This window comes from Streptomyces sp. NPDC040622, assembly GCF_055593965.1.
Window position 1 is genome coordinate 15,843 of the sequence record NZ_JBVIXD010000014.1, and the last position, 21,341, is coordinate 37,183.

Annotated in this window: 19 protein-coding genes and 1 pseudogene; 6 read left to right on the forward strand and 14 right to left on the reverse strand. The window is 72.0% G+C overall.

Going from position 1 to position 21,341, the window contains the following annotated elements; genetic code table 11:
- Positions 1 to 180: 180 nt before the first annotated feature.
- Both ACZ592_RS33945 and ACZ592_RS33950 read right to left on the reverse strand, forming a co-directional pair.
- On the reverse strand, positions 181 to 1,077 hold the full coding sequence (locus tag ACZ592_RS33945) for a CPBP family glutamic-type intramembrane protease (RefSeq protein ID WP_471585548.1): 897 nt from the start codon (positions 1,075 to 1,077) through the stop codon (positions 181 to 183).
- Between the two features lie 290 nt (positions 1,078 to 1,367).
- Positions 1,368 to 2,765, reverse strand: coding sequence for a helix-turn-helix domain-containing protein (locus ACZ592_RS33950; RefSeq protein WP_471585549.1), 1,398 nt, complete (start codon positions 2,763 to 2,765; stop codon positions 1,368 to 1,370).
- Positions 2,766 to 3,013: 248 nt separating this feature from the next.
- Between ACZ592_RS33950 and ACZ592_RS33955 the strand changes: the two genes are divergently transcribed.
- A complete protein-coding gene (locus tag ACZ592_RS33955; protein WP_471585550.1) occupies positions 3,014 to 4,357 on the forward strand; it encodes a M64 family metallopeptidase in 1,344 nt (447 codons plus the stop codon).
- Positions 4,358 to 4,429: 72 nt separating this feature from the next.
- On the opposite strand, the gene ACZ592_RS33960 is transcribed toward ACZ592_RS33955, so the two are convergent.
- Complete coding sequence (locus ACZ592_RS33960; RefSeq protein ID WP_471585551.1) at positions 4,430 to 5,437, reverse strand: LacI family DNA-binding transcriptional regulator; 1,008 nt, start codon at positions 5,435 to 5,437, stop codon at positions 4,430 to 4,432.
- 263 nt (positions 5,438 to 5,700) lie between these two features.
- Between ACZ592_RS33960 and uriH the strand changes: the two genes are divergently transcribed.
- A complete protein-coding gene (gene uriH / locus ACZ592_RS33965) occupies positions 5,701 to 6,648 on the forward strand; it encodes a uridine-preferring nucleoside hydrolase UriH (RefSeq protein WP_471585552.1) in 948 nt (315 codons plus the stop codon).
- The gene (gene uriT / locus ACZ592_RS33970; protein WP_471585553.1) at positions 6,645 to 8,123 is read left to right on the forward strand and encodes a uridine transporter UriT; all 1,479 of its coding nucleotides are present in this window, start codon (positions 6,645 to 6,647) and stop codon (positions 8,121 to 8,123) included. Before uriH ends, uriT begins: the two co-directional genes overlap by 4 nt.
- Before the next feature lie 15 nt (positions 8,124 to 8,138).
- On the opposite strand, the gene ACZ592_RS33975 is transcribed toward uriT, so the two are convergent.
- A complete protein-coding gene (locus ACZ592_RS33975) occupies positions 8,139 to 9,065 on the reverse strand; it encodes an SMP-30/gluconolactonase/LRE family protein (protein WP_471585554.1) in 927 nt (308 codons plus the stop codon).
- A gap of 85 nt (positions 9,066 to 9,150) precedes the next feature.
- On the opposite strand from ACZ592_RS33975, the gene ACZ592_RS33980 reads away from it, so the two are divergent.
- Positions 9,151 to 9,594, forward strand: coding sequence for an Lrp/AsnC family transcriptional regulator (locus ACZ592_RS33980; protein WP_471585680.1), 444 nt, complete (start codon positions 9,151 to 9,153; stop codon positions 9,592 to 9,594).
- 51 nt (positions 9,595 to 9,645) lie between these two features.
- Here ACZ592_RS33980 and ACZ592_RS33985 read toward each other — a convergent pair whose 3' ends face one another.
- The 8 genes from ACZ592_RS33985 to ACZ592_RS34020 form a co-directional block, all read right to left on the reverse strand.
- A complete protein-coding gene (locus ACZ592_RS33985) occupies positions 9,646 to 10,410 on the reverse strand; it encodes an SDR family NAD(P)-dependent oxidoreductase (protein ID WP_471585555.1) in 765 nt (254 codons plus the stop codon).
- Positions 10,407 to 11,396 carry an ornithine carbamoyltransferase gene (locus tag ACZ592_RS33990; protein ID WP_471585556.1) on the reverse strand — a complete coding sequence of 330 codons (990 nt, stop codon included), beginning with the start codon at positions 11,394 to 11,396 and terminating at the stop codon, positions 10,407 to 10,409. The genes ACZ592_RS33985 and ACZ592_RS33990 overlap by 4 nt, the downstream gene beginning before the upstream one ends.
- Positions 11,393 to 12,721: an APC family permease gene (locus ACZ592_RS33995; protein WP_471585557.1), complete on the reverse strand. Its 1,329-nt coding sequence runs from the start codon at positions 12,719 to 12,721 to the stop codon at positions 11,393 to 11,395. Before ACZ592_RS33995 ends, ACZ592_RS33990 begins: the two co-directional genes overlap by 4 nt.
- Entirely contained in the window at positions 12,718 to 13,560 is an 843-nt protein-coding gene (locus tag ACZ592_RS34000; protein WP_471585558.1) for a HalD/BesD family halogenase, read from the reverse strand. Before ACZ592_RS34000 ends, ACZ592_RS33995 begins: the two co-directional genes overlap by 4 nt.
- Positions 13,561 to 13,890: 330 nt before the next feature.
- Positions 13,891 to 14,160 (reverse strand): hypothetical protein, encoded by a 270-nt coding sequence (locus ACZ592_RS34005; RefSeq protein ID WP_471585559.1) that lies wholly within the window; start codon positions 14,158 to 14,160, stop codon positions 13,891 to 13,893.
- Positions 14,161 to 14,242: 82 nt separating this feature from the next.
- Positions 14,243 to 15,247, reverse strand: coding sequence for a MerR family transcriptional regulator (locus tag ACZ592_RS34010; RefSeq protein ID WP_471585560.1), 1,005 nt, complete (start codon positions 15,245 to 15,247; stop codon positions 14,243 to 14,245).
- A 6-nt stretch (positions 15,248 to 15,253) separates the two neighbouring features.
- The gene (locus tag ACZ592_RS34015; RefSeq protein WP_471585561.1) at positions 15,254 to 15,967 is read right to left on the reverse strand and encodes a HEAT repeat domain-containing protein; all 714 of its coding nucleotides are present in this window, start codon (positions 15,965 to 15,967) and stop codon (positions 15,254 to 15,256) included.
- A 99-nt stretch (positions 15,968 to 16,066) separates the two neighbouring features.
- The gene (locus ACZ592_RS34020) at positions 16,067 to 17,011 is read right to left on the reverse strand and encodes a LysR family transcriptional regulator ArgP (RefSeq protein WP_471585562.1); all 945 of its coding nucleotides are present in this window, start codon (positions 17,009 to 17,011) and stop codon (positions 16,067 to 16,069) included.
- Between the two features lie 71 nt (positions 17,012 to 17,082).
- Here ACZ592_RS34020 and ACZ592_RS34025 point away from each other — a divergent pair, with 71 nt between their 5' ends.
- A complete protein-coding gene (locus ACZ592_RS34025; RefSeq protein WP_471585563.1) occupies positions 17,083 to 17,697 on the forward strand; it encodes a LysE/ArgO family amino acid transporter in 615 nt (204 codons plus the stop codon).
- A gap of 42 nt (positions 17,698 to 17,739) precedes the next feature.
- Here ACZ592_RS34025 and thrS read toward each other — a convergent pair.
- Both thrS and ACZ592_RS34035 read right to left on the reverse strand, forming a co-directional pair.
- Positions 17,740 to 19,071 (reverse strand): annotated as a pseudogene (gene thrS / locus ACZ592_RS34030) (threonine--tRNA ligase); the annotation flags it as partial.
- Positions 19,072 to 19,201: 130 nt separating this feature from the next.
- Complete coding sequence (locus tag ACZ592_RS34035) at positions 19,202 to 19,396, reverse strand: DUF4236 domain-containing protein (protein WP_471585564.1); 195 nt, start codon at positions 19,394 to 19,396, stop codon at positions 19,202 to 19,204.
- 336 nt (positions 19,397 to 19,732) lie between these two features.
- Here ACZ592_RS34035 and ACZ592_RS34040 point away from each other — a divergent pair, with 336 nt between their 5' ends.
- On the forward strand, positions 19,733 to 21,268 hold the full coding sequence (locus tag ACZ592_RS34040) for an alpha/beta hydrolase (RefSeq protein ID WP_471585565.1): 1,536 nt from the start codon (positions 19,733 to 19,735) through the stop codon (positions 21,266 to 21,268).
- Positions 21,269 to 21,341 lie beyond the last annotated feature (73 nt).

A 21,341-nucleotide genomic window follows, 5' to 3' on the forward strand; every position in this document is an offset into this window, starting at 1 on the left:
GGGCAGCCGTCTGCCCGCCATGGTGCGGCACGCCGCCCGCCGGAGTCCATGGGGCGTCCGCGCACCCGACGCGATCTGGCTGACTGTGCCCGCCGTGCCCGCCGTGCCCGCCGTGCCCGCCGTGCCCGCCGTGCCCACCGCCCGCCGTGCCCACCGGGCCGAGCCGCGCCCGGCTCGCGCTCAGCGCGTGGCGACTGCTGGACTACTGAGACCGGCCGGTTCGGCGACGGCCCCCGGTCCCGCGGCCCCCGCGCCCTCGCCCCCGCGTCGGCCGGCCACCCGCCGCCACACCGCGAACCCGGCCGTCGCGACCAGCAGATACACCGGTACGAGGAGTTCCACGTCCGGCGACGACAGCTCCGCGGACCAGCCGGCACCGCGCCGGTCGCCCTCGAACACGACCCGGTTGACGGTGAGGAAGGTCAGGTGCGCGCCGATGCAGACGTACAGCGGGGCGTGCCGCACGGCGGTGCGGGCCGTGGTGAGCATCAGGCCGAAGACCGTGAGCAGAATCAGGTAGTCGACCGGATTCCGGCCGCCCGGCGCCCATCCGACAGGACCGGGCTGCGCACCGACGAGGCGGGCGGCCCCTGCCTCCACCACCGTCGACAGACCGGGCACGACGAGGAACACGGCCGTGGTGACGAGCGCCGCGGCCAGGCCACCGAACCGGCCGCGCAGGGACGTCCACGCGTAGCCGCGCAGTGTCGTCTCCTCCGGCAGCGCCTCCAGCAGCAGTGCGACCACGCCGTTCGCCACCAGGTAGCCGGCGAGCTCGGGCAGATCGGGGCGCGACCAGCGCAGCAGCCCGGCCGCCGTCCCCGTGCCGAGCACGAGCGCCGCGGCGCCCACCGTCACCCCGGCTCCGACGAGCAGGGCCCGCAGACTCCGGCCGGGGCCGTCGAACCCGATGTCCTTGAGGGAGGCGCCACGGCGGCGCAGCGCGGCCACGATCAGCGGCACGGCCACCAGGCTGACCAGGGCGGCCGGGACGAGCCGGGCCGCGAACCCGCTCGCACCGACGGCGTCGGCGACGACGGGACCCACCGCCGTCCCCGTCCCGAGCGCCACGGCCATGACCAAGCCACCGCACGCTGCCCGTCCCAGGGCTCGGGCGAGCGAGGGGGCGGGTGTCCCGGGCCGTCGGCCTGCCATGTGTCTCTCCTCGATGCCGATTGATATCGATCGGTATGGATCGATGCCGGTTGGTGCCGCCGTGTCACGGCGTACGCACCATCCTCGGCACCCGCGCGATCACGGGACTCGTCGGCGCGGAGGAAATGCCCGTACATCTTTCGATGCAGCGTCGGCAAGTGACGCGGTGACGGCGGCCACCTCCGATGCCGGGTCTGCGTGGGGCGCCGGGGTCACATCGGAGGAGTGGCGGGCGCCGGGCCCAAGGTGGTCGTGCCGGGGGCGGCCCGATGCCCGAGGCCTGTGCGGTACGCGTCCATCGCGGCCTCCACCCGCCCGGTGCGGCGCAACAGATCGCCCAGGAGACGGCAGAGATCCGCCAGGTCGCCGACCGCGCTGGAGCGTTCGAGCAGCGACAGCGCGGCGCAGTAGTGCTCCTCGGCGCCTTCGGTGTCGCCCCGCTCCTCGGCGATCAGCCCGAGCAGCCGGTGCGCGCCGCCCGCGTGCACCGCGCCGCGCCCGGCCCCGAGCGGTCCGGTGCCCGTCCGCTCGGCGTCGTCCGCGGTGAGCAGCGGACGCAGCAGCGCCTCCGCCTCGTCCGCCCTGCCGCGTCGGCGCAGCACGTCGGCGAGCTCGACCTCCACCTGCTCGGTGAAGAGCGCGGCCCGCTTGGAGGCGAGCATGTCGCGGGCCGCGCGCAGCTCTCGCTCGGCGTGCTCCAGGTCGCCGTCCTGGGCGTGCACATAGCCGCGCATCCAGTGGCAGTGCGCGAGTTCGGTACGGATGTGCAGGTGGCGGTAGAGCTCCTGGGCCTTGGCGAGCGACGCGTCGGCCTCGGCGATGCGGCCCTCGGCGATGAGCGTACGGGCCACCCCGCGGTGCATCCCCGCGACCAGGGCCGGATCGTCGACGCGCGGGGCGAGCGCCAGTGCCAGCTCGGCGGCGTGCGCGGCCCGCGCGTGCGCGCCCATGTCCATGTAGGGCGCGATGGATGCGGTGTAGAGGAGCAGCAGGGCCTCGGGGTCGTGCAGCCCCGCGGCGGAGAGCTCGTCGAGCGTGCTCTCCAGGAGGTAGCAGGCGTAGCGCAGTTCGCCGGTGAGCAGATGGGCGGTGGCGCGGCCGCGGATCGCCGGGACGCGGCGGGGCAGTGGCCGGTCGGCGAGCAGCTTCTCGGCGGCGGCGAAGCGGTCCCGGGCGCCGGTGAGCTCCCCGGATTCGAGAAGACAGTCGCCGAGCCCCAGGAGGGCGTCGGCCTGTTCCTCCGTGAGCGCGTGCTCGACGGCCTCCTCGTGCAGTACGCGGAAGAGTTCGGCCGCGTCCTCGGGGGCGCCGGTGGCCAGGGCGCGCCGCGCGTCGGTCAGCCGCAGGTGCAGTCCGGCCGCCACATGGGCGGGACGTCCCGTGGCCAGTTCCTCGTAGCTGACGTCGAGACGTTCGGCGAGGTGGCGCAGGGCGGCCTCGGAGGGGCGGACCTTGCCCGACTCCAGGGTGGAGACGTACGCGGGGGTGTAGGCGGGCTCGGCCAACTGGCGCTGGGTGAGGCCGCGTTCGGAGCGCAGCCGCAGGACGCGCCGCCCGATCTCGGCCGGTTCGTCGGGTCGTGCGTCCTCTGGGGAATCGTTCTGCGCCACCGCTGCCTCTCCGTACGTCACATCATGCCGGTGCCGGCGTCGATCTCGCTGCCCGCTGCCCGCTGCCCGCTGCCCGCTGCCCACTACCCGGTGCCGACGACGCCCGGGTCGGGCGCGGCGAGAACTCGCCCACCCCACCCGCAACTTGGTGCACACCCATTGCCCAGAGCCTCAGTAGCCCCTACGTTGAGCCGCGCCTTAACCCCGCTTAACCCGCCATTTATATCGCGGACTTCGGAAGGACGCCCATGCCCCCCACGCATCGAATACCCGGAACCCCCGGCCGTGCCAGACGCGCGCCCCTGCGCATCGCCCTCGCCACCGGCATCGTCCTGACGGCGGCCGTCGCCGCCACGGGATCCGGCGGCACGGCCGGCGCGGCGGACCCGGCGCCAGCCGCCGAACGGTCCCAGCGCGTCGAGTACTTCACCGGCCCCGGCGGTCATCCCCGGTACACCGAGGTCCCGGTTCCGTCGGCACTCTCCTCCCGGGAGCGCGCGAAGATCGAGGGGGACGGCGACGTCGTCCCGATCGTGGAAGCGGGACCGACCGACGCCAAGCTCGACGTCGTCTTCATCGGCGACGGCTACACCGCCGCCCAGCAGGAGGACTTCCACGCCGACGTGCGCGCCAAGTGGGCGAAGATCTCCGCCGTCGAGCCGTACGCCTCGTACAAGGGACTCTTCAACGTCTGGGCGGTCGACGCGGTCTCGCGGCAGTCCGGTGTCTCCAACGACCCGGCGAACGGGACCGTCAAGGACACCGCGCTCGGCTCGGCCTTCTTCTGCGACGGCATCGAGCGCCTGCTGTGCGTCGACACCGACAAGGTCGAGTCGTACGCGTCCAAGGCCGCCGACCCCGACCTGGTCATCGTCCTCGCGAACTCCACGAAGTACGGCGGCGCGGGCTACAACGACATCACCTCGCCGTCGGGCTACGACGGCATCGCCACCGCCTCCTCCGACAACGCCCAGTCCGACCAGGTCGCCGTCCACGAGACAGGACACTCGCTCGGCAAGCTGGCCGACGAGTACTGGTACGACGAGTACGGCACCTACACGGGCGCCGAGCCCGGGGACGGCAACATCAGCAAGCTGACGGCCGACCAGCTCACCGCGCAGAAGAAGAAGTGGTACCGGTGGATCGGGCAGAGCTCGCCGGACGGCGGCACCGTCGGCGCGTACGAGGGAGGCGGCTACTACCCGCGCGGCCTCTACCGCCCGACCTCGGACTCGATCATGCGCACGCTCGGCCGTGAGTTCAACCTGCCCGGCCGTGAGGCGATGATCGCGGGCTTCCACCGGCACGCGTCCGTCGTCACCTCCGACACCCCGACGGACCGCGCGGTGCGGCGCGACGACAAGATCGGCGTGCGGGTGGCCGACGGCGTCCGGACGCGCTGGAGCGTCGACGGCCGTGAGGTGAAGCGGGGCAGGGGCGAGAGGACCGTGTCGCCGCGTGCCCTCGGCGTACCGGCCGACGGGCGCACGCACACGCTGTCGGTCCGCGCCACCGACCCGACGGACGCCGTCCGTGACCCGGCGCTGCGTACCCTGCTCACGGGCAAGCTCACGTGGCGGGTGAAGCGCTGACCCACGGGTAGGCCGGGCGGCGCACGCACCGGGCGCGGTGCCTTTCGAGCCCGGCCCACCCGTCGTGTTCGATCAGCTCCCGCCCGCCGTGCTCGACTCGCGTACGACGAGTTCGGGTGCGAGCCGTATCGCGCGCCGCGGTCCGCCGTCGTCGCCGGAGAGGCGCCGGCCCAGTAGCCGGGCCGCTTCGGCGGCCAGCTCGGCCACCGGCTGGCGGACCGTGGTGATGCCCGGCGTGGCGAGCGCGGCCATCGGGATGTCGTCGAAGCCGGTGACGGCGACCTCGCCGGGCACATCGGCGCCCAGCTGCCGCAGGCGTTGCAGCGCACCGATGGCGATCAGGTCGTTGGCGCAGACCAGCGCGTCGGGCCGGGCGGCCCACACCTCGTCGACGGCAGCACGGCCCCACTCCACGGAGAAGTCGCCGAGGGCCACCCGGTCCGGCGCCCCGGCGTCGAGCGCACCGGCCCCAACCGCGTAGGCGCCGCGCCGCTCGGCGGCCGTCGACACCGTGCCCACCGCGCCGAGGAAGCAGATCCGGCGGCGGCCCGTCGCGGCCAGATGACCGAGGACGAGGGCCATGCCCGCGGTGTTGTCGACCGCCACGGAGTCGGCGACGCCGGGTCCGCAGCCGCGGTCCATCAGGACGAGCGGCACCCGGTCCGCCGCCACGGCCACCGCCTCCCTGCTGCGGTCCTCGTGCGCCGGGATGACCAGGAGCGCGTCGACCTGGCGACTCAGCAGGTCGGCGATGTGCTCCGCCTCGGCCGCCGGATCGTCGTCGCAGTCGGCCAGCAGCACGGCGCGTCCGTCCGCGTGCAGCGCATGGGTCAACTCCCGGACGAGGGCGGGGTAGAACGGGTTCGTGATCTGCGGCAGGACCAGGCCGACCGTGCCGGTGGAGCGACCGCGCAGGGCCCGGGCCGCGTGGTTGGGCCGGTAGCCGAGCGCGTCGGCGGCCTCGCGGACGCGGCGGGCGGTCTCGGCGCCGACGGGGCGCGTGCCGGCCAGGACCCGGGAGACCGTGGCGACGGAGCAGCCGGAGGCCCGGGCCACGTCTCTCAGCGTTACGTCGGCCACGGCGGGCCCACCCCTTCGACGAGCCGTCAAGTTTCGGCAAACGTTATCAGCGAGGATTCTCCGCAACCAGGTCCAATTTTTGCGGTGATTTACCGGATTGGTTCGCTTCTGGGCAGCCCCGAACCGTGTCCGTTCCGGGCGCGTTTGCCGGGGTGTGCTTTCGGCCATTGACATAATTCGTACCTGTGCACACAGTCTTGGGAGAACGTTTTCCCGAGCTGTCGCCGCGCCGTGTCAGCTCAGCCGAACAAAGAGGTTCCGCGATGCCCCGAAAGATCATCCTGGACTGCGACCCCGGACATGACGACGCGATCGCCATGCTCCTGGCGCACGGCAACCCGGATGTCGAGCTGGTCGCCGTCACCACCGTGGTGGGCAACCAGACCCTGGAGAAGGTCACCCGCAACGCCCTCTCGGTGGCCCGCATCGCGAACATCACCGGCGTCCCGTTCGCCGCGGGCTGCCCCCGCCCCCTGGTGCGCAGCGTCGAGACGGCCCCGGACATCCACGGCGAGAGCGGCATCGACGGCCCGGTCATGCCCGAGCCGACCCTGGCCCTGGACGAGCGCCACGCCGTCGACCTGATCATCGACACGGTCATGGCGCACGAGCCCGGCGAGATCACCATCGTCCCCACCGCGGGCTTGACCAACATCGCGCTGGCCGCCCGCAAGGAGCCGCGCATCGTCGAGCGGGTCCGCGAGGTCGTCCTGATGGGCGGCGGCTACCACACGGGCAACTGGAGCCCCGTCGCCGAGTTCAACATCAAGATCGACCCCGAGGCCGCGCACATCGTCTTCAACGAGAGCTGGCCGGTCACCATGGTCGGCCTCGACCTGACCCACCAGGCCCTCGCCACCCCCGAGGTCGTCGAGCGCATCGCGAAGGTCGGCACCGGACCCGCCGTCTTCGTCAACGAGCTCCTGGACTTCTTCGGCGCCATGTACCTGGAGGCCCAGGGCTTCGACGCGCCGCCGGTGCACGACCCGTGCGCCGTCGCGTACGTCATCGACCCGGGCGTCATGACGGTCCGCAAGGCCCCGGTGGACATCGAGCTCACCGGCACGCTCACGCTCGGCATGACCGTCACCGACTTCCGCGCGCCCGCCCCCGACGACTGCCACACCCAGGTCGCCGTCGACCTGGACCACCGGCGCTTCTGGGACCTGATCGTGGACGCCCTCGAGCGGATCGGTGACGTGCGCGCATGAACGCCTCCTTCACCGAGCCCGCCGCCGCGCCCGGCGGCGCCAAGGGTTCCCGGCCGGTGCGCATCGGGGTCCTGGTCACCGCGCTCCTCGCGGCCTGTTTCGCCTTCCAGCTCAACGCGAGCATGCTCAGCCCCGCCCTGAAGAACATCGAGGACTCCCTCGGGGCGACCTCGGCCGAGGTCGGCCTGACCCAGACCGCGTTCTTCACCTCGGCCGCGCTCTTCTCGCTCTTCCTGCCGCGTCTCGGCGACCTGATCGGCCGGCGCAAGGTGCTCGCCGGGATGCTGGCGCTGATGGTCGTCGGCTGCGTGGTCGCCGCGCTCGCCGAAAGCGTCCCCATGCTCTTCGCGGGCCGCGTCATCCAGGGCATCTCGGGACCCACCGTGCCGCTCTGTCTGATCATGCTGCGGAACGAGGTCCACGAGCCGAAGAGGTACGGCACGCTCCTCGGCGTCATCACCGCCGTCAACGGCGGCATCGCGGGCGTCGACTCCCTGGCCGGCGGCTTCCTCGCCGACCACTACGGCTTCCAGTCGGTGTTCTGGGCGATGGCCGGAGTGGCCGCGCTCGCAGCCCTCCTCGTCGCCGCCTTCACCCCGGAGTCGAAGGCCGCCGATACCGCCGATACCGCCGATACCGCCGACACCGCAGACACCCGCATGGACTGGCCCGGGGTCACCCTCCTGGTCGTCTCCGTCGGCGCGGCCCTGATCGCCCTGAACGAGGCGGGCAAGCTCGGCGCCGCCAACTGGCCGCTCGTCGTGGGCCTCTTCGTCGTCTCCGCCGTCGCCTTCGCTCTCTTCTGGCGCACCGAGGACCGCAGCAGCCACCCCCTGGTCGCCACCCGGCACCTGCGCCAGCGGTCCACCTGGGCGCTGCTGCTGACCACGGTCCTCACCATGACCGGCGTGTTCGCCGTGATGAACGGCATGATCCCCGCGTTCGCCCAGGACGCCCAGGCAGGGTTCGGCATGAGTGCCGAGCAATCCGCCTGGTGGACCCTGACGCCGTACGCCCTCGCGGGCCTGGCCATGGGCCCCCTCGCCGGACGCCTCGCCGCCACGTACGGCTACGGACGCATCCTGCGCCTGGGCCTCATCGGCTCGGCGGTGACGGTCGCCCTGATGCTGTTCACGCTGCACGCCGACTCGCGGCTGCTGCTCCTGGTCGCCTCGCTCCTCATCGGCGTCACGTACGCGGGCGTGGGCAACATCGTCCTGAACGGGCTCGGGATCGTGCTGTCCCCGAAGGAGAACCCGGGCTTCCTGCCCGGCCTGAACGCGGGCGCCTTCAACCTCGGCGCGGGCCTCAGCTTCGCCGTCCTGTACGCCGTGCAGACCGCCGCGGAACCGGCCGACAAGGCCTCGACCGCCGGCTACTCGGCGGGCATGATCGCGGGTGTGGCCCTGATCGCGGCGGCCTTCGCGACGTCCTTCCTCATCCCCAAGCCGGTGGAGGCGGAAGCCGCGGAGTGAGCGCCGCGCGCCGCCTCAGGCGCGCACGCGCGGCACGCCGGTCACGGCCATCACCAGCGAGTAGAGCGAGCTGGTCGCCGTGATGAAGAGGCGGTTGTTCTTCGGCCCGCCGAAGGCGATGTTGGACACCGGCTCGGGCACCCGCAGCCGCCCGATGAGGGTGCCGTCGGGGTCGTAGCAGTGCACTCCTCCCTCGATGGCGGCGGCCCACAGTCGGCCGCCGTCGTCGAACCGGAGGTTGTCGAACCGGCTCACGCCGTCCTTCGCCTCGGCGAACACCTTGCCGTCGGAGAGCGTGCCGTCCTCGCGCACGTCGAAGACCCGGATGCACCCGCCCCGCGTGTCGGAGACGTACAGCTGCCGCTCGTCGAGCGAGAAGACGAGCCCGTTCGGCGCCTCGAAGCAGTCCGCGACCAGCCGCACCTCGCCCGTCGACGGGTCGATCCGGTACACGTTGCGGCCGTCGATCTCGGGTTCGGCGCGGAAGCCCTCGTAGTCGCTGGTGATCCCGAAGTCCGGGTCGGAGAACCACACCGAACCGTCCGAGCGGACGACGGCGTCGTTCGGGCTGTTCAGCCGCTTGCCCTCGTACCGCTCCGCGAGCACGGTGATCCGGCCGTCGGGCTCGATACGGGTCACCCGGCGATTGCCCTGCTCACAGCTGATCAACCGGCCCTCGCGGTCGAGGGTGTTGCCGTTGACGTGCCCGGCGGGCGAGCGGAAGACGGAGACCGCCCCGGTCGCCTCGTCCCAGCGCAGCAGCCGGTCGTTGGGGATGTCGCTCCAGACGAGCTGGCGCCAGGCGGGCAGGTACAGCGGGCCCTCGGCCCACCGGCAGCCCCCGTACAACTGCTCCAGCCGGTCGTCGCCGTTCGCGCACCGTCCGGTACGGAACCGCTCATCGAGAACTTCGTACAGGCCGGTGCTGTCATTGCCGGACATGATTACCCCTTGGCGGACTGAATCTGAACTCTGTTCGGTTGATCATGACTATGCCAGAACGCTGTATGGTTGCGCCATGGTGAACGTGGACGACGTGGACCGACGGCTCATCGCCCTCCTCCAGGAGGACGCGACCATCTCCTACGCCGCGCTCGGCAAGGGGGCGGGACTCTCCGCCGGTGCCGCCCACGAACGGGTGCGCAAGCTCCGCGAGAGGGGCGTGATCCGGCGCACCACCGTCGACGTGGACCCCGCGGCGATCGACCGAGGGGTCCTGGCCTTCGTGATGGTCGAATCGACGGTGTGGATGGGGGAGTCCGCGACGGCGTTCGCCGCGATCCCCGAGATCCAGGAGGCGCACGTCATCGCGGGCAGCGCCTCGGTCCTGGTGAAGGTCCGCACGGCGACGACCGGGCAACTGCAGGACGTGCTGCGCCGGTTGTACGCGATCGACGGGGTCAGCGGCACGCAGGCCACGGTCTCCCTGGAGACGCTCTTCGAGCGCCCGGTGTCGCCGCTCACCGACTGACCGCTCCACTGACCGTTCCCGGGAGACCGCCTCGTCGCGTCGGCGCAGGACTCAGACGCTGCCCCCACCGTCGACGGTGAGGACCGTACCCGTGATGAAGTCGGCATCGGGCCCCACGAGGAACGCGACCGCCGCGGCTATGTCCTCGGGCGTCCCGATCCGGCCGAGCGGACGATCGGCCGCCTCGGCGAGGAACCGGGCTTCGGACTGGCCGAGTTGGCGTGCCTCGCGGGCCAGCATCGGGGTGCGGGTGTCGCCCGGCGCCACGCAGTTGACCCGTATCCCCGCCGGGCTGTGGTCCAGCGCCATGGCCTGGGTCAGCATCACCACGCCCGCCTTGGCCGTGCAGTACGCGGCGGCCTTCTCGCCGGCCCGCAGGCCCCAGCCCGAGGCGACCGTGACGATCCTGCCGTGCCCGGCGCGCTCCATGAGCGGGAGCACCGCCCGGCACACGAGGAAGACGGAGTCCACGTTGTCCGCGAACGACTTGTGCCAGTCCGCCAGGGAGAGGTCCGTCACCGTGCCGCGCCGGATGCTTCCCGCGACGCAGCACGCGTCGGTGATGTTCCCCAGCCGGTCGCCGACGTCCTTGACCAGGGCCGCCACCGCGCCCTCGTCGGCGAGGTCGCACAGGAACGGCTCGGCGCGCCCGCCCTCGTCCCGGATGCGCCGGGCCACCGCCGCGGCCTCCCCGTCCCGGTCGACGACCGCGACGGCGGCGCCCTCGTCCGCGAGGCGGCGCGCGACGGCACGCCCGATGCCACCGCCACCCCCGGTCACGAGTGCCACGCGTGCGCCGGGCTCGGTCACGGTCATCGCGGGCCTCCCGAGAGCGTGCCGTCGAACAACTGTGTGAGCAGGGCCTTCTGGGTGTGCAGACGGTTCTCCGCCTGCTGGAAGATCTTCGACCACGGGCCGTCCTTCACCTCGGCGTCGACCTCCTCGCCCCGGTTGGTGGGCATGCAGTCGAGGAACACCGCGTCGTCCCCGGCCAGCCGCATCAGCGGGGCCGTGATCCGCCACCGGTCCGCGAGCCGTGTCCGCGCCTGGATCTCCTCCTGGCCGGCGAGCGTGGGGGACTTCCAGCTCAGCGTGTACACGGCGGCGCAGCCCCGTACCGCCTCCTCCAGATCCTCGGTGAGCTCGACGCTCGCGCCGGTGCGGGCGGCGATGTCCCGGGCCGCGCGGGTCACGCGCTCCTCAGGCGCGAAGCCGGGCGGATGCGCCACGGTGATCCGATGCCCGAGCAGCGCCGCGGCCGTCATCGAGGAGTGCAGCACGCCGGGCGTCTTCTGGCGCGGCGAGTAGCACCAGGCGTACACGACCCGCCGCTGCGGTACCTGCCCGGCGCCGAACAACTCGCGCAGCGTGAGGAGATCGGCCAGGACCTGGCAGGGGTGCTCCTCGTCGTCGAGGGCGTTGATGACGGGGATCGTCGCCCGCTGCGCCATCGCTCGGAGGCGACGGTGGCCCGCGCCGTACTCGTCCATGTCGTACCAGCGCACCACGAGGGCGTCGAGGTAGCGGTTGAGCACGCCGATGGTGTCCTCGATCGACTCGCGGTTGGCGAGCCGCAGTTCGTCCACGCCGTAGGGGAAGCTGTCGCCGCCGAGCTGTGCGGCGGCGACCTGGAAGGAGACCCTGGTGCGGGTGGAGGGCACGTTGAAAAGCAGCCCGATACAGCGGCCCGCGAGGTGGGTGCGGGTGTCGTCGCCGCGTTTCATGGCCTCGGCGAGGTCGAGCAGGGAGCACATTTCCTTGGCTGAGAGGTCCTGGATCCGCAGGATGTGTCGCGCACTCACGTGAGAACTCCTGTCTCGGTGGGTGGGGTGACGCGCCTTCGCAGCCACCGCTCGGCGACGACGGAGACCAGCAGCATCGCCAGGGCGATGACGAGGCTGACGCCGAAGAACGGCAGCATGCCGACCGTGACCGCGATGACCGCCAGGTTCAGGTATGCGGTGCGGCCCCGGGGGAGCAGACGGGCGGCGGAGAGGAAGGCCATGAGGAAGATGAGCAGATAGGTGGCCGACGAGGCCTTGATCAGTGTCGACTCGCTGGAGTCGGTGATCAGGAGGAGGACGACCGACACGGCGTAGCCGGGCAGGAGCGCAAGGACCGCGCGGGTGGGGATCCGCTCCCGCGGGGAGAGCCTGCTGAGCGAGGACGGCAGGATCCCGTCGCGGGCGAGGGCGAAGACGACGCGTGAGGTGCCCAGGCACCAGGCGTTGGTGGTGAGCAGCAGCAGGATCCCGGCGACGAGATGTCCGACGCTCTGCAGGCCCGACCCCGTGGCCACCTCGAGGAGCCGCACGAACGCCGTCAGGTCGGAGTGCCCCGCGGGGGCCTCCGGCAGCGCCACGGAGACCGTGAACGCCATGGCGAAGTACAGGACGCCCACAGAACTGACGGCGTAGAGGATCCCTTTGGGGAAGGTGCGCCCCGGGTCCCGCACCTCCTCGGCCACCGGCGCCGCGTTCTCCCAGCCGATGAACCCGAAGAAGCAGATCAGGACCGTACTGCCGAGGGAGCCCCAGCCGTGCGGCGCGAACGGCGTGAGGCGCGTGTAGTCCCCCTTGGGCAGGGCCAGGCAGATGACGACCGCCAGCAGCAGCACCACGGAGCCGAGCACCACCAGCTGGGTGCCCGTACTCACCTTGATGCCCCACAGATTGAGCACCACGCAGCACACGATGACCGCGGCGCCCGCGAGGAGCGCCGCCCGGTTCGAGGCCGTGGGGTCGACCGCGGCGAGGAGGTAGCGGCCCGCCGCGAGTCCCAGGACGGGATTGCCCGCGAGGAGCGTGATGAGGAGGAAGACGGCGGCGATCCGGCCGGCCCGGGCGCCGAACGCCGCCTCCACGAACTGGGCGACGCCCTTGCTCGTCGGGTGCCGTACGGACATCGTCGCGAAGATCAGGGCGAAGGGGTAGCTGTAGAGGATCAGCAGCGTCCAGGCCACCAGGGACAGCGGGCCCGCCTCGGCCCAGGCCAGGGCGGGAATGAGCAGGATGCCCGCGCCCATCACCGAGGTGACGTAGTGGGCGACGAGTCCTGAGGTGCCCAGCGTGCGGGCCAGTTGAGGGGGCTCCTTCGCCTTCGCGGTGGCCCCCTCGACTGGTGTCATACGGTCTGCCTCGGCGGCTCCGCCTGCCGAGCGTCTCCCGTTGGCTGTTGCTGTTCCGACTGTTCCGACTGTTCGGGCTGCTCTGCTCGCGAGCCGTGCCAGAGTCCGTCCATCGTCTCGTGGCTGATCTGTTTGTGCAGGTCTCCCTGGGACGCGTAACCCATATTGATGATGAGGCGCCGACCACCCGTCAGCGGATAGACGCGGTGCAGGGTGGTATCGGTGCGCATCAAGTAGAGGTCGCCGGGACGGAGTTCGAAGGAGTGGATGGGCTGCGCGAGGAACTGTCGGTGCAGCTGCGGATCCTGCTTGTTCCAGTACGTGCGGGGCACGCACTGCACGAACCCGCCGTGCTCGGCGGGTGGGCAGTCGACGACCCAGACCAGCGCGAAGCTGTAGTCGTCCCAGTGCCAGCCGTGCGTGTCACCGGACTGCTCCAGCTCGGTGATCACATAGCGCTCCGGCTCGTAGGGGCAGGGGAGCACCGGCTCGCCCGCGACCTTCCGCAGCGCGTCGAGGAGGTCCGGCGCGTCGTACAGCCGGGGGATGACGGCTCCGTGCTCACTGATTTCCCGGTGGCGGACATTGCGCATCCGGCGGGGCGAGTGGCCGGTTTCCACGAAGCTCATTCCGCGACGGACACCGTGCTCCGCGACGAGGCTTTCGATTTCGTCCGCGACCGATGATTTGACGGGGTCGGGAACGAGGAAGGGCAGCGTCGTGAATCCGCACTGGAGGAAATCACGGCGCGCGCTCTCCAGGAGGTGTTGCTCGACATTCCTGACGAGATGTTCCGAGAGGGACTGAACGAGGCCCCCGATCCGCTCGTCCGGCCGCATCGCCAGCTCCCAACGTCGTTGGCAGGAGATGTGCTCACTTCGGTCCGCTACGGAATGGGAAGCCTACTCGGTCATCCTGTGGACACCAACGAAAGCGAACCATTCAAGCCAGGGGGTCCGGCGGCACATTCCGGCGCCGTGTCGTCGACGCAGAACAATGAGATCCGTTTTACATGATTCAACGGATCCGCTTGATTCACCGGAAAACTGATACGGCGTCGGTTCGTTGACGCTTCGGTTCTTTCTGTCATACGGCCGCGACGGTGATTCCGCGGCCGCACGGCGGTGTACGGAGAGGCGTGGGGGAACGGTCTGAGGAGCGGCCCGACCTCAGCCGCCAGGCCGGTCCGCGACCCGGATCGAGAGCCCGTAGTCCAGCTCGGCCCCATCGACGAGCACCGCCTCCACGGAGCGGGTCGCGGGGTCGATGTCGGCCTCCATGCCGTCGCCCACGTACCGCGGATAGCCGGAGGCGCCGGTCTTCCCTGTGGCCGTCACCACCGCCGAGCGCAAGGCACCGGCGGCGGCGTCCGTCCCTGTCCCGCCCGCGGTGAACTCGGGCACCAGCAGCAGCTCGTAACTCTGCGGATCAGTGTTCATGTCTGTGACGCTAGACAGGACTCGCGGGCGCCGCATGTTCTGTCCGCCCGGGGCGGGCGTCAAGACGGCTACGCCGGGCAGGTCATCGCCCCTCCCGCAGGGTGAGGATGTACGTCGCGGTGAGCGCGACCCCATGGTCCTCGTCCCGTGACAGATCCTCCAGAGCCCGGTCCGCCGTGCCGCCCGGGATGTCCGCGAGCGCCTGGGTGAGCCGCCGGCGTGCGGCGGAGTCCACGGTGGCGTCGGCGAGGCGGTCGACGAGCCTGCCTGCGATCCGGTCCGCCCACGGGGGGCTGCCGGCCAGGGTGCTCAGGACGTCGGAGGCGTCGACGTCGTTCGTCTCCTCGACGACCATGTCGACGAGCGTCGGCACCGCGTCGGTCACGCCACGCGCCCCGACCGCGAGGGCCGCATACCCGCGGACCACGATGTCGGGATGGCTGAGCGCGTCCCGCAGCGCTGCGATCGCCCCGTCGTGCGGGAGCTCGGCGAGGGACTGGACGGCGCGCTTGCGCACGTCGGCGACCGGCGAGCGCAGGCCCTCCGCAAGAAGCGCCGGTCCGCCGTCGCCCGACTGCGCCAAGGCCCAGCGAAGAGCACCGGCGACATGGGGGTCGGCCTCGCCCAACGCGGCCTCGGCCAGCGCCTCCACGGGCACCGGCACCTCGTCGACCGCGGACAGGGCCGCGCGCTGGCGCTGTCCCGCGCTCTCCGACCCCAACGCCTGGAGCAGCGAGACGACCTGCAGGACGTCCTCCCAGCCGTCCGGCTCCGCGGCACCGATCCGGCTCAGCCGCGTGAGCAACTCGGTCTCGGCCGCGATGCGCTCCCGCGTCCGACGGATGAGGTCGTCGACGAGCTCGGAGGGTGTGAAGCCGGGATCGTCGAGCGCCCGCCCGACCTCGCGCAGCGAAAGCCCCAGGGACCGCAGGCTCTCGATGTGGAAGATCCGCCGGATGTCCTCGCCCGCGTACTCGCGATAGCCCGCGCCGGTACGGAGCGTCGGCCGCACCAGGCCGAGCGACTCGTAATGCCTGAGCATGCGGGCGCTCACCCCGGACCGCCGTGCCACCTCGCCGATCAACACTGCCTGTCACTCCTCCTGGCCGCGAGTCCCGAGGACCGCGATGCGCTTGGCCTCATCGAGCGCGAACTCGAATCCGGCCTCCGGGTCGTGGAACAGCTGTTCCGTGGCGATCGCGTGCGCGCCCACGCGTGGGTCGGAATCCGTCGCCGCGGCGCGCAGCATCGGCAGGATCGTCTCACCGAGCGCGATCAGCGCCCGGCTCAGGCTCAGCTGTGTCGCCCGCACGCCGCGCCCGAGCTGGGTCGCCAGCACGGCGGCCAGCTCGGTCTTCTCGCTTTCCGCCCCTTCTGCCCCCTCCCTCCTTTCCCTCCTTTCCGGTCCCTTCGTCACGAGGACGACCGCGGCCCGCCAGGCGCTCCGCGCCACCTCGTCGTCGGCGTCGCAGAGCAGCGCCGGCGTGATCGCCGGCCACGCCCGCCGGTCCCCGATCTTCGACAGGGTGTGCAGCGCCTGGCTCCGCGCCTGCGCGCGCTCCGAGCGGAGTTCGCCGAGCAGCGCCGGGAGCGTCGTCGCCACCGGATGGCGGGTGAGGGCCCAGGTGAGCATCTCGCGCACCTGGAAATCGGGTTCGACCGCGCAGCGCTCCACGAGCCTGCCCACGTACCGCGCGTCGGGGTGGGTACCGATCGCGAGTGCCGCCCGCAGTCGCACCGACGCACGTCCGTCGTCGAGGGCCTGCAACGCCCGCACCGCTTCGGCGCTCTGAGTCGTCAGGGTCATCGGGACCACCTCCATGCCCGCAGTGAAGGCCTTGTCACCGTGTCAAGGTCAAGCACGCGCCCGGTCCGGCGCCTCGGACCACCGGCCCGGGGCCTCGGCTCACGGGTCCAGCGCCTCGGCGGCGGCCGCCGCGACCGCGTCCGCCAACGCGGCGAGCGCAGGGGAGTCGAGCTTCCACTGCTGCCAGAACAGCGGCACGTCCACGCCCCGATCGGCGTCGAGCAGGACCAGCGTGCCGGCGCGCAGCCGGGGCTCGGCCTGCGCCCGCGGCACCACACCCCAGCCGAGGCCCGCCTCGATCGCCTCGACGAAACCCCGCGACGAGGGAACGTAGTGCCGCATCGCACTCGCCCCGCGCCCGCCCGTCACCCTGCGCGCGAAGTCGTCCTGCAGACAGTCGCGGCGGTCGAAGAACATCGCGGGGGCATCCGCGATGACCTGTCCGAGCGGCACCCGGGGCCAGTCGCCGAGATGCCGCGCCGTGAACCCGGGTGAGGCGACCGGCAGGTACCGCATCCGCCCCAGCCCGCGCACCGTGCAGCCCGCCACCGCGTCCGGCGACGACGTGACCGCCGCCATCACCGAGCCCTCCCGCAGCATCGACGTCGTGTGGTCCTGGTCCTCGCGCCGCAGCTCGAACGAGATCCGCAGCTCGTCGGGGACCCGGGCCAGCGCCGACAGGAACCAGGTCGCGAGCGAATCGGCGTTCACCGCGACCGGCAGGGCGGCGGGCTCGCCGGTGTCGCTGATGCCGAGCTCGGCGCGCGCGTCCCGCTCCAGGCGCGCCAGCTGCCGCGCGAACCGCACCACGACCTGCCCGGACTCGGTCGGCCGCACCGGCTTGGCGCGCATCAGCAGGACGCGGCCGGTTCGGCGCTCCAATGCCTTGACGCGCTGGCTGACCGCGGACGGCGTCACGTGCAGGGCGGCCGCCGCGGCGTCGAAGGTGCCCTCGTCGACGACGGCGAGCAGCGTCCGCACCTGGTCGAGCGGCAACTCCGACAACGCGCCCGACGTCGGAGCCGGCTCCTCGGATCGCATCATCACAATTGCTTAAGCTACATGAGAATCTTTAGCTGGCCTCAAGGTGTCAGGGTTCCTTAACGTCGGTGCTCATGGGAACAGCACTGACCGCCACAGCCGCCGGATTCGGCACCGGACTCTCGCTCATCGTCGCCATCGGATCGCAGAACGCCTTCGTGCTGCGCCAGGGCATCCGACGCCAGGCGGTGTTCAGCGTGGTGGCCATCTGTGCCGTGTCCGACATGCTGCTCATCGCGGCGGGCGTGGCCGGGATCGGCACCGTGGTGACCGCGTGGCCCCCTGCGCTGACCCTCGTCGGCCTGATAGGCGGAGGCTTCCTCCTCTCGTACGCCGTACTCGCCGGGCGCAGGGCCCTGCGCCCCACCGCCATGACCACCACCGGCGCGACGGCCGGGTCACGGCGCGGCGCGCTCCTCGCCTGCCTGGCCATGACCTGGCTCAACCCGCACGTCTACCTCGACACGGTCCTGCTCCTCGGCTCGGTCGCCGCGGGACACGACGGGCTCCGCTGGGCGTTCGGCGTCGGCGCGATGCTCGGCAGCCTCTGCTGGTTCCTCGCGCTCGGCTACGGCGCCCGCCTGCTCAGCGGCTTCTTCGAGCGGCCCGCGTCCTGGCGCGCCCTGGACTTCCTCATCGCCGCGACGATGACGGTCATGGGCGTGACGCTGATCGTCGGCGTGTTCTGACGTCCGTCGCCCGGACCCGGCCCCGGACCCGTCACCGGGCCGCGCGCCGTCGTCCCACAGCTCGGTGCTGTGCGCCGCGACCAGGGCGTCGATACGGGCCAGGGCCTCGGCGGCGGGCAGCGGATCGACGCGCCGCCCGCCCCGCAGCCGCAGCGCGACCAGGCCGTCGATGGCCTCCTCGGCGCCGACGACGGCCTGGTAGGGCACCAGCCGGGCGGCACGGATCCGGGCGCCCAGACTGCCCTGCTCGGGACCGGCGAGCTCCGCCCGCAGCCCGAGCTCGGCGCACCGCCGCAGCACGTCCTCGGCCCCGGGCACCTGGGCCTCGGAGACGGGCAGGACCACCAGCTGGGTGGGGGAGAGCCAGGCGGGGAAGGCGCCGCCGTGCTCCTCGACGAGATGGGCGACGGCTCGCTCCACGCTGCCGATGACGCTGCGGTGGACCATCACGGGGCGGTGCTTGGCGCCGTCCGCGCCGATGTAGTGCAGGTCGAAGCGCTCCGGCTGGTGGAAGTCGATCTGGACGGTGGAGAGGGTGGACTCGCGGCCCGCCCCGTCGACGATCTGGACGTCGATCTTGGGCCCGTAGAACGCGGCCTCGCCCTCGACGGCTTCGTAGGGCACGCCGGACCGGTCGAGCACCTCGGTCAGCAGGGCGGTGGACCGCCGCCACTTCTCCGGGTCGGCGACGTACTTGCCGCCGGGGCCCGGCAGCGAGAGGCGGAAGCGGGCCGCCCGGATGCCGAGCGCCCTGTACGCCCGCCGGATCATCTCCAGGGCCGCGCTCGCCTCGTCGGCGACCTGGTCCAGGGTGCAGAAGATGTGCGCGTCATTGAGCTGGATGGCCCGCACCCGGCTCAACCCGCCGAGCACGCCGGAGAGTTCGGCGCGGTACATGCCGCCGAGCTCCGCCATGCGCAGTGGCAGCTCGCGGTAGCTGTGGGACCGGGAGCGGTAGATCACGGCGTGGTGCGGACACAGGCTCGGCCGCAGCACGACCTGTTCACCGCCCAGGTCCATCGGCGGGAACATGTCGTCGCTGTAGTGCGACCAGTGCCCGGAGATCTCGTACAACTCCCGCTTGCCGAGCACCGGCGAGTACACGTGCCGGTAGCCCGCCCGTCGTTCGGCGTCGCGGACGTACTCCTCCAGGGTGTGCCGCACGGTCGCCCCGTCCGGCAGCCAGTAGGGCAGTCCCGCGCCGATCAGCGGGTCGGTGCCGAACAGGTCGAGCTCGCGGCCGAGTTTGCGGTGGTCGTGCACGGTGGTCTCCTCGCGGACGGCGGGGCGGGCGACCGCCGGAGGAAAGGACGAAGCCCCGGGGTGCTCACCCCGGGGCTTCGGACTGGGACATCGGTCAGCGCGCCGGGACACTCTCCGGCGTCGTCGTCAGCACAGCGCGCTTTTCCATGCCGGTGACCGTAACAGGACGGCACTCGTCGCGAGATGGATTTTTTGGGGGGACTCAGGTGACTCCCGTGCCCGGGTGGGCCGGGGGACGGTGTCAGCGCCGCCGCTTCGTCGTACGGCGCCAGCCGAAGGGGCCCGGCAGATCCATCGACGTCGTGCGCCGGCCGGTGCTGCTGTGGGTGCGCCGGGGGCCGTTGCGGCCGCCCGTGGTGAGGGACCACGAGCGCTTGTTGATGTTCAGGCGCACCCCGGGAAGTATCCGGAAACTCTTGCGGAACGTGAGTGGCACGGTCTCCTCCTTGCGTCCGTCCGCGGGTACCCGGAGACGGACGGACCTCACCTGACGGGCACCCCTCACCTGGCGGGCGCCCCCCACCTGGCGGGTGGGCCCACGTCCGCGAGGATCCGGGCCGTCTCGAAGCAGGGGCGGGAGGCCCGGCCGGCCCGAGCCGCCGTGCCCTGGACCGGACACGGGCGGCACCTTGATGCTGTTCTCAGGCACGGAATCACCGCAGGCCGCACCACCCGCACCCGCCCCTTAGGTGGCCGATAGGGGTAAACCCCCACTGGTACAAGCCGGTGGGGAGGATGTGGCCGTCCGGGACGACCGGCGAGGCTCTCCCGCATGACGAAGATCAAGCGGAACACCGCCGTGCTCGCCGCCTCCGCGGCTGTGCTCACGCTCACCGCCCCGCCGGCCGTATCGGCAGCTACGTCGGTGAAGCGCACCGCCGCCCCGGCCACGACCCTGGACTGGGCACCGTGCAAGGGCGCGGGCCCCGGCTCCCGGCAGCAGTGCGCCACGCTCGACGTACCCCTGGATCACGCCCATCCCGACGGCGAGAAGGTCCGGCTCGCGGTCTCCCGTGTGCCGAGCGAGAAGTCCACCGCCCGCAGAGGCGCCCTCCTGCTCATCCCGGGCGGCCCCGGAGGATCAAGCCTCGACGACCCCTCCGGCAAGGGAAGGAAACTGCCCCAGAGCGTCCGCGACACCCACGACCTGATCGGCTTCGAGCCTCGCGGCACGGGCCGCTCCACCCCGGTCAGCTGTGGCTTCGGCCACGCCGACCTCGCCCCCTCGAAGTCGCATCCCTGGCCCGCCCCCGACGGCTCCGTCACGGGGAACATGACGGACGCACGCCGCACGTCCGACGCCTGTGCCCGCAACGGCGGCGAGCTCATCCGGCACATCAGCACGGCCGACAACGCCCGTGACATCGACCGCATCCGTGCCGCGCTCGGCGAGGAGAAGCTGTCCGCCTGGGCCGTCTCGTACGGCACATATGTGGGCGCCGTGTACAGCCGCCTCTTCCCGCACCGCACCGACCGCGTCGTGCTGGACAGCAACGACGACCCCGACCCCGCCCGGGTGGGCCGCGGCTGGCTCGCCGCGCACGAGCGGGGCGTCGAGGACACCTTCCCGGAGTTCGCGGCCTGGGCCTCGAAGCCCGGCAGCACCCACCGCCTGGCCGGGACGGCGGACGGGGTGCGCACGCTCTTCCTCCGCCTCGCCGCCCGTCTGGACCGGGCACCAATCCCCTGGGAGGGCGCCAACCCGGCGGAGCTCAACGGCAACGTACTGCGCCAGACCATGCTCAACGCGATGGACGACCCCGACGACTATCCCGGCTTCGCGCAGTTGATCCTCGACGCACGGTCGGTCCTCGACGGCGAGAAGGACCGGCTGCCTCCCGCGCCTCCCGCGCCTCCGGAGGGGGCCGTGCAGAACTCCGTCGCCGTCGGCTCCGCCACCCTCTGCAACGACATCGCGTGGCCCAGGACGGCCGACGTGTACCAGAAGGACGTCACCGAGGCCCGGGCGGAGTTCCCGCTGACCGCTGGCATGACCAGGAACGCGATGCTCTGCGCCGCCTGGCCGTACCGGCCGAAGGAGGCCCCGGTGCGCATCACCGACCGAGGCCCGTCCAACATCCTCCTCGTCCAGAACGAGCGCGACCCCGCCACCCCGCTGACCGGCGCCCTGAAGCTCCGCGAGGCCCTCGGCCGTCGCGCGGTCATGGTGACCGTCGACGCCACCGGCCACGACTCCTACCTCGCGAACGGGAACGCGTGCGGTGACCGGACCGTCTCGCGCTTCCTGGCCACGGGCGAACGGCCCGACCGGGACACCTACTGCGCCCGAGCCGGCCGCCGCGTGTGAAGGTGGTCACAAGCGGCCGTCTCATGATCGGGGTCGGGTGCCATCGGGGCACCGGGTTCGCGTAAGGTCGCGG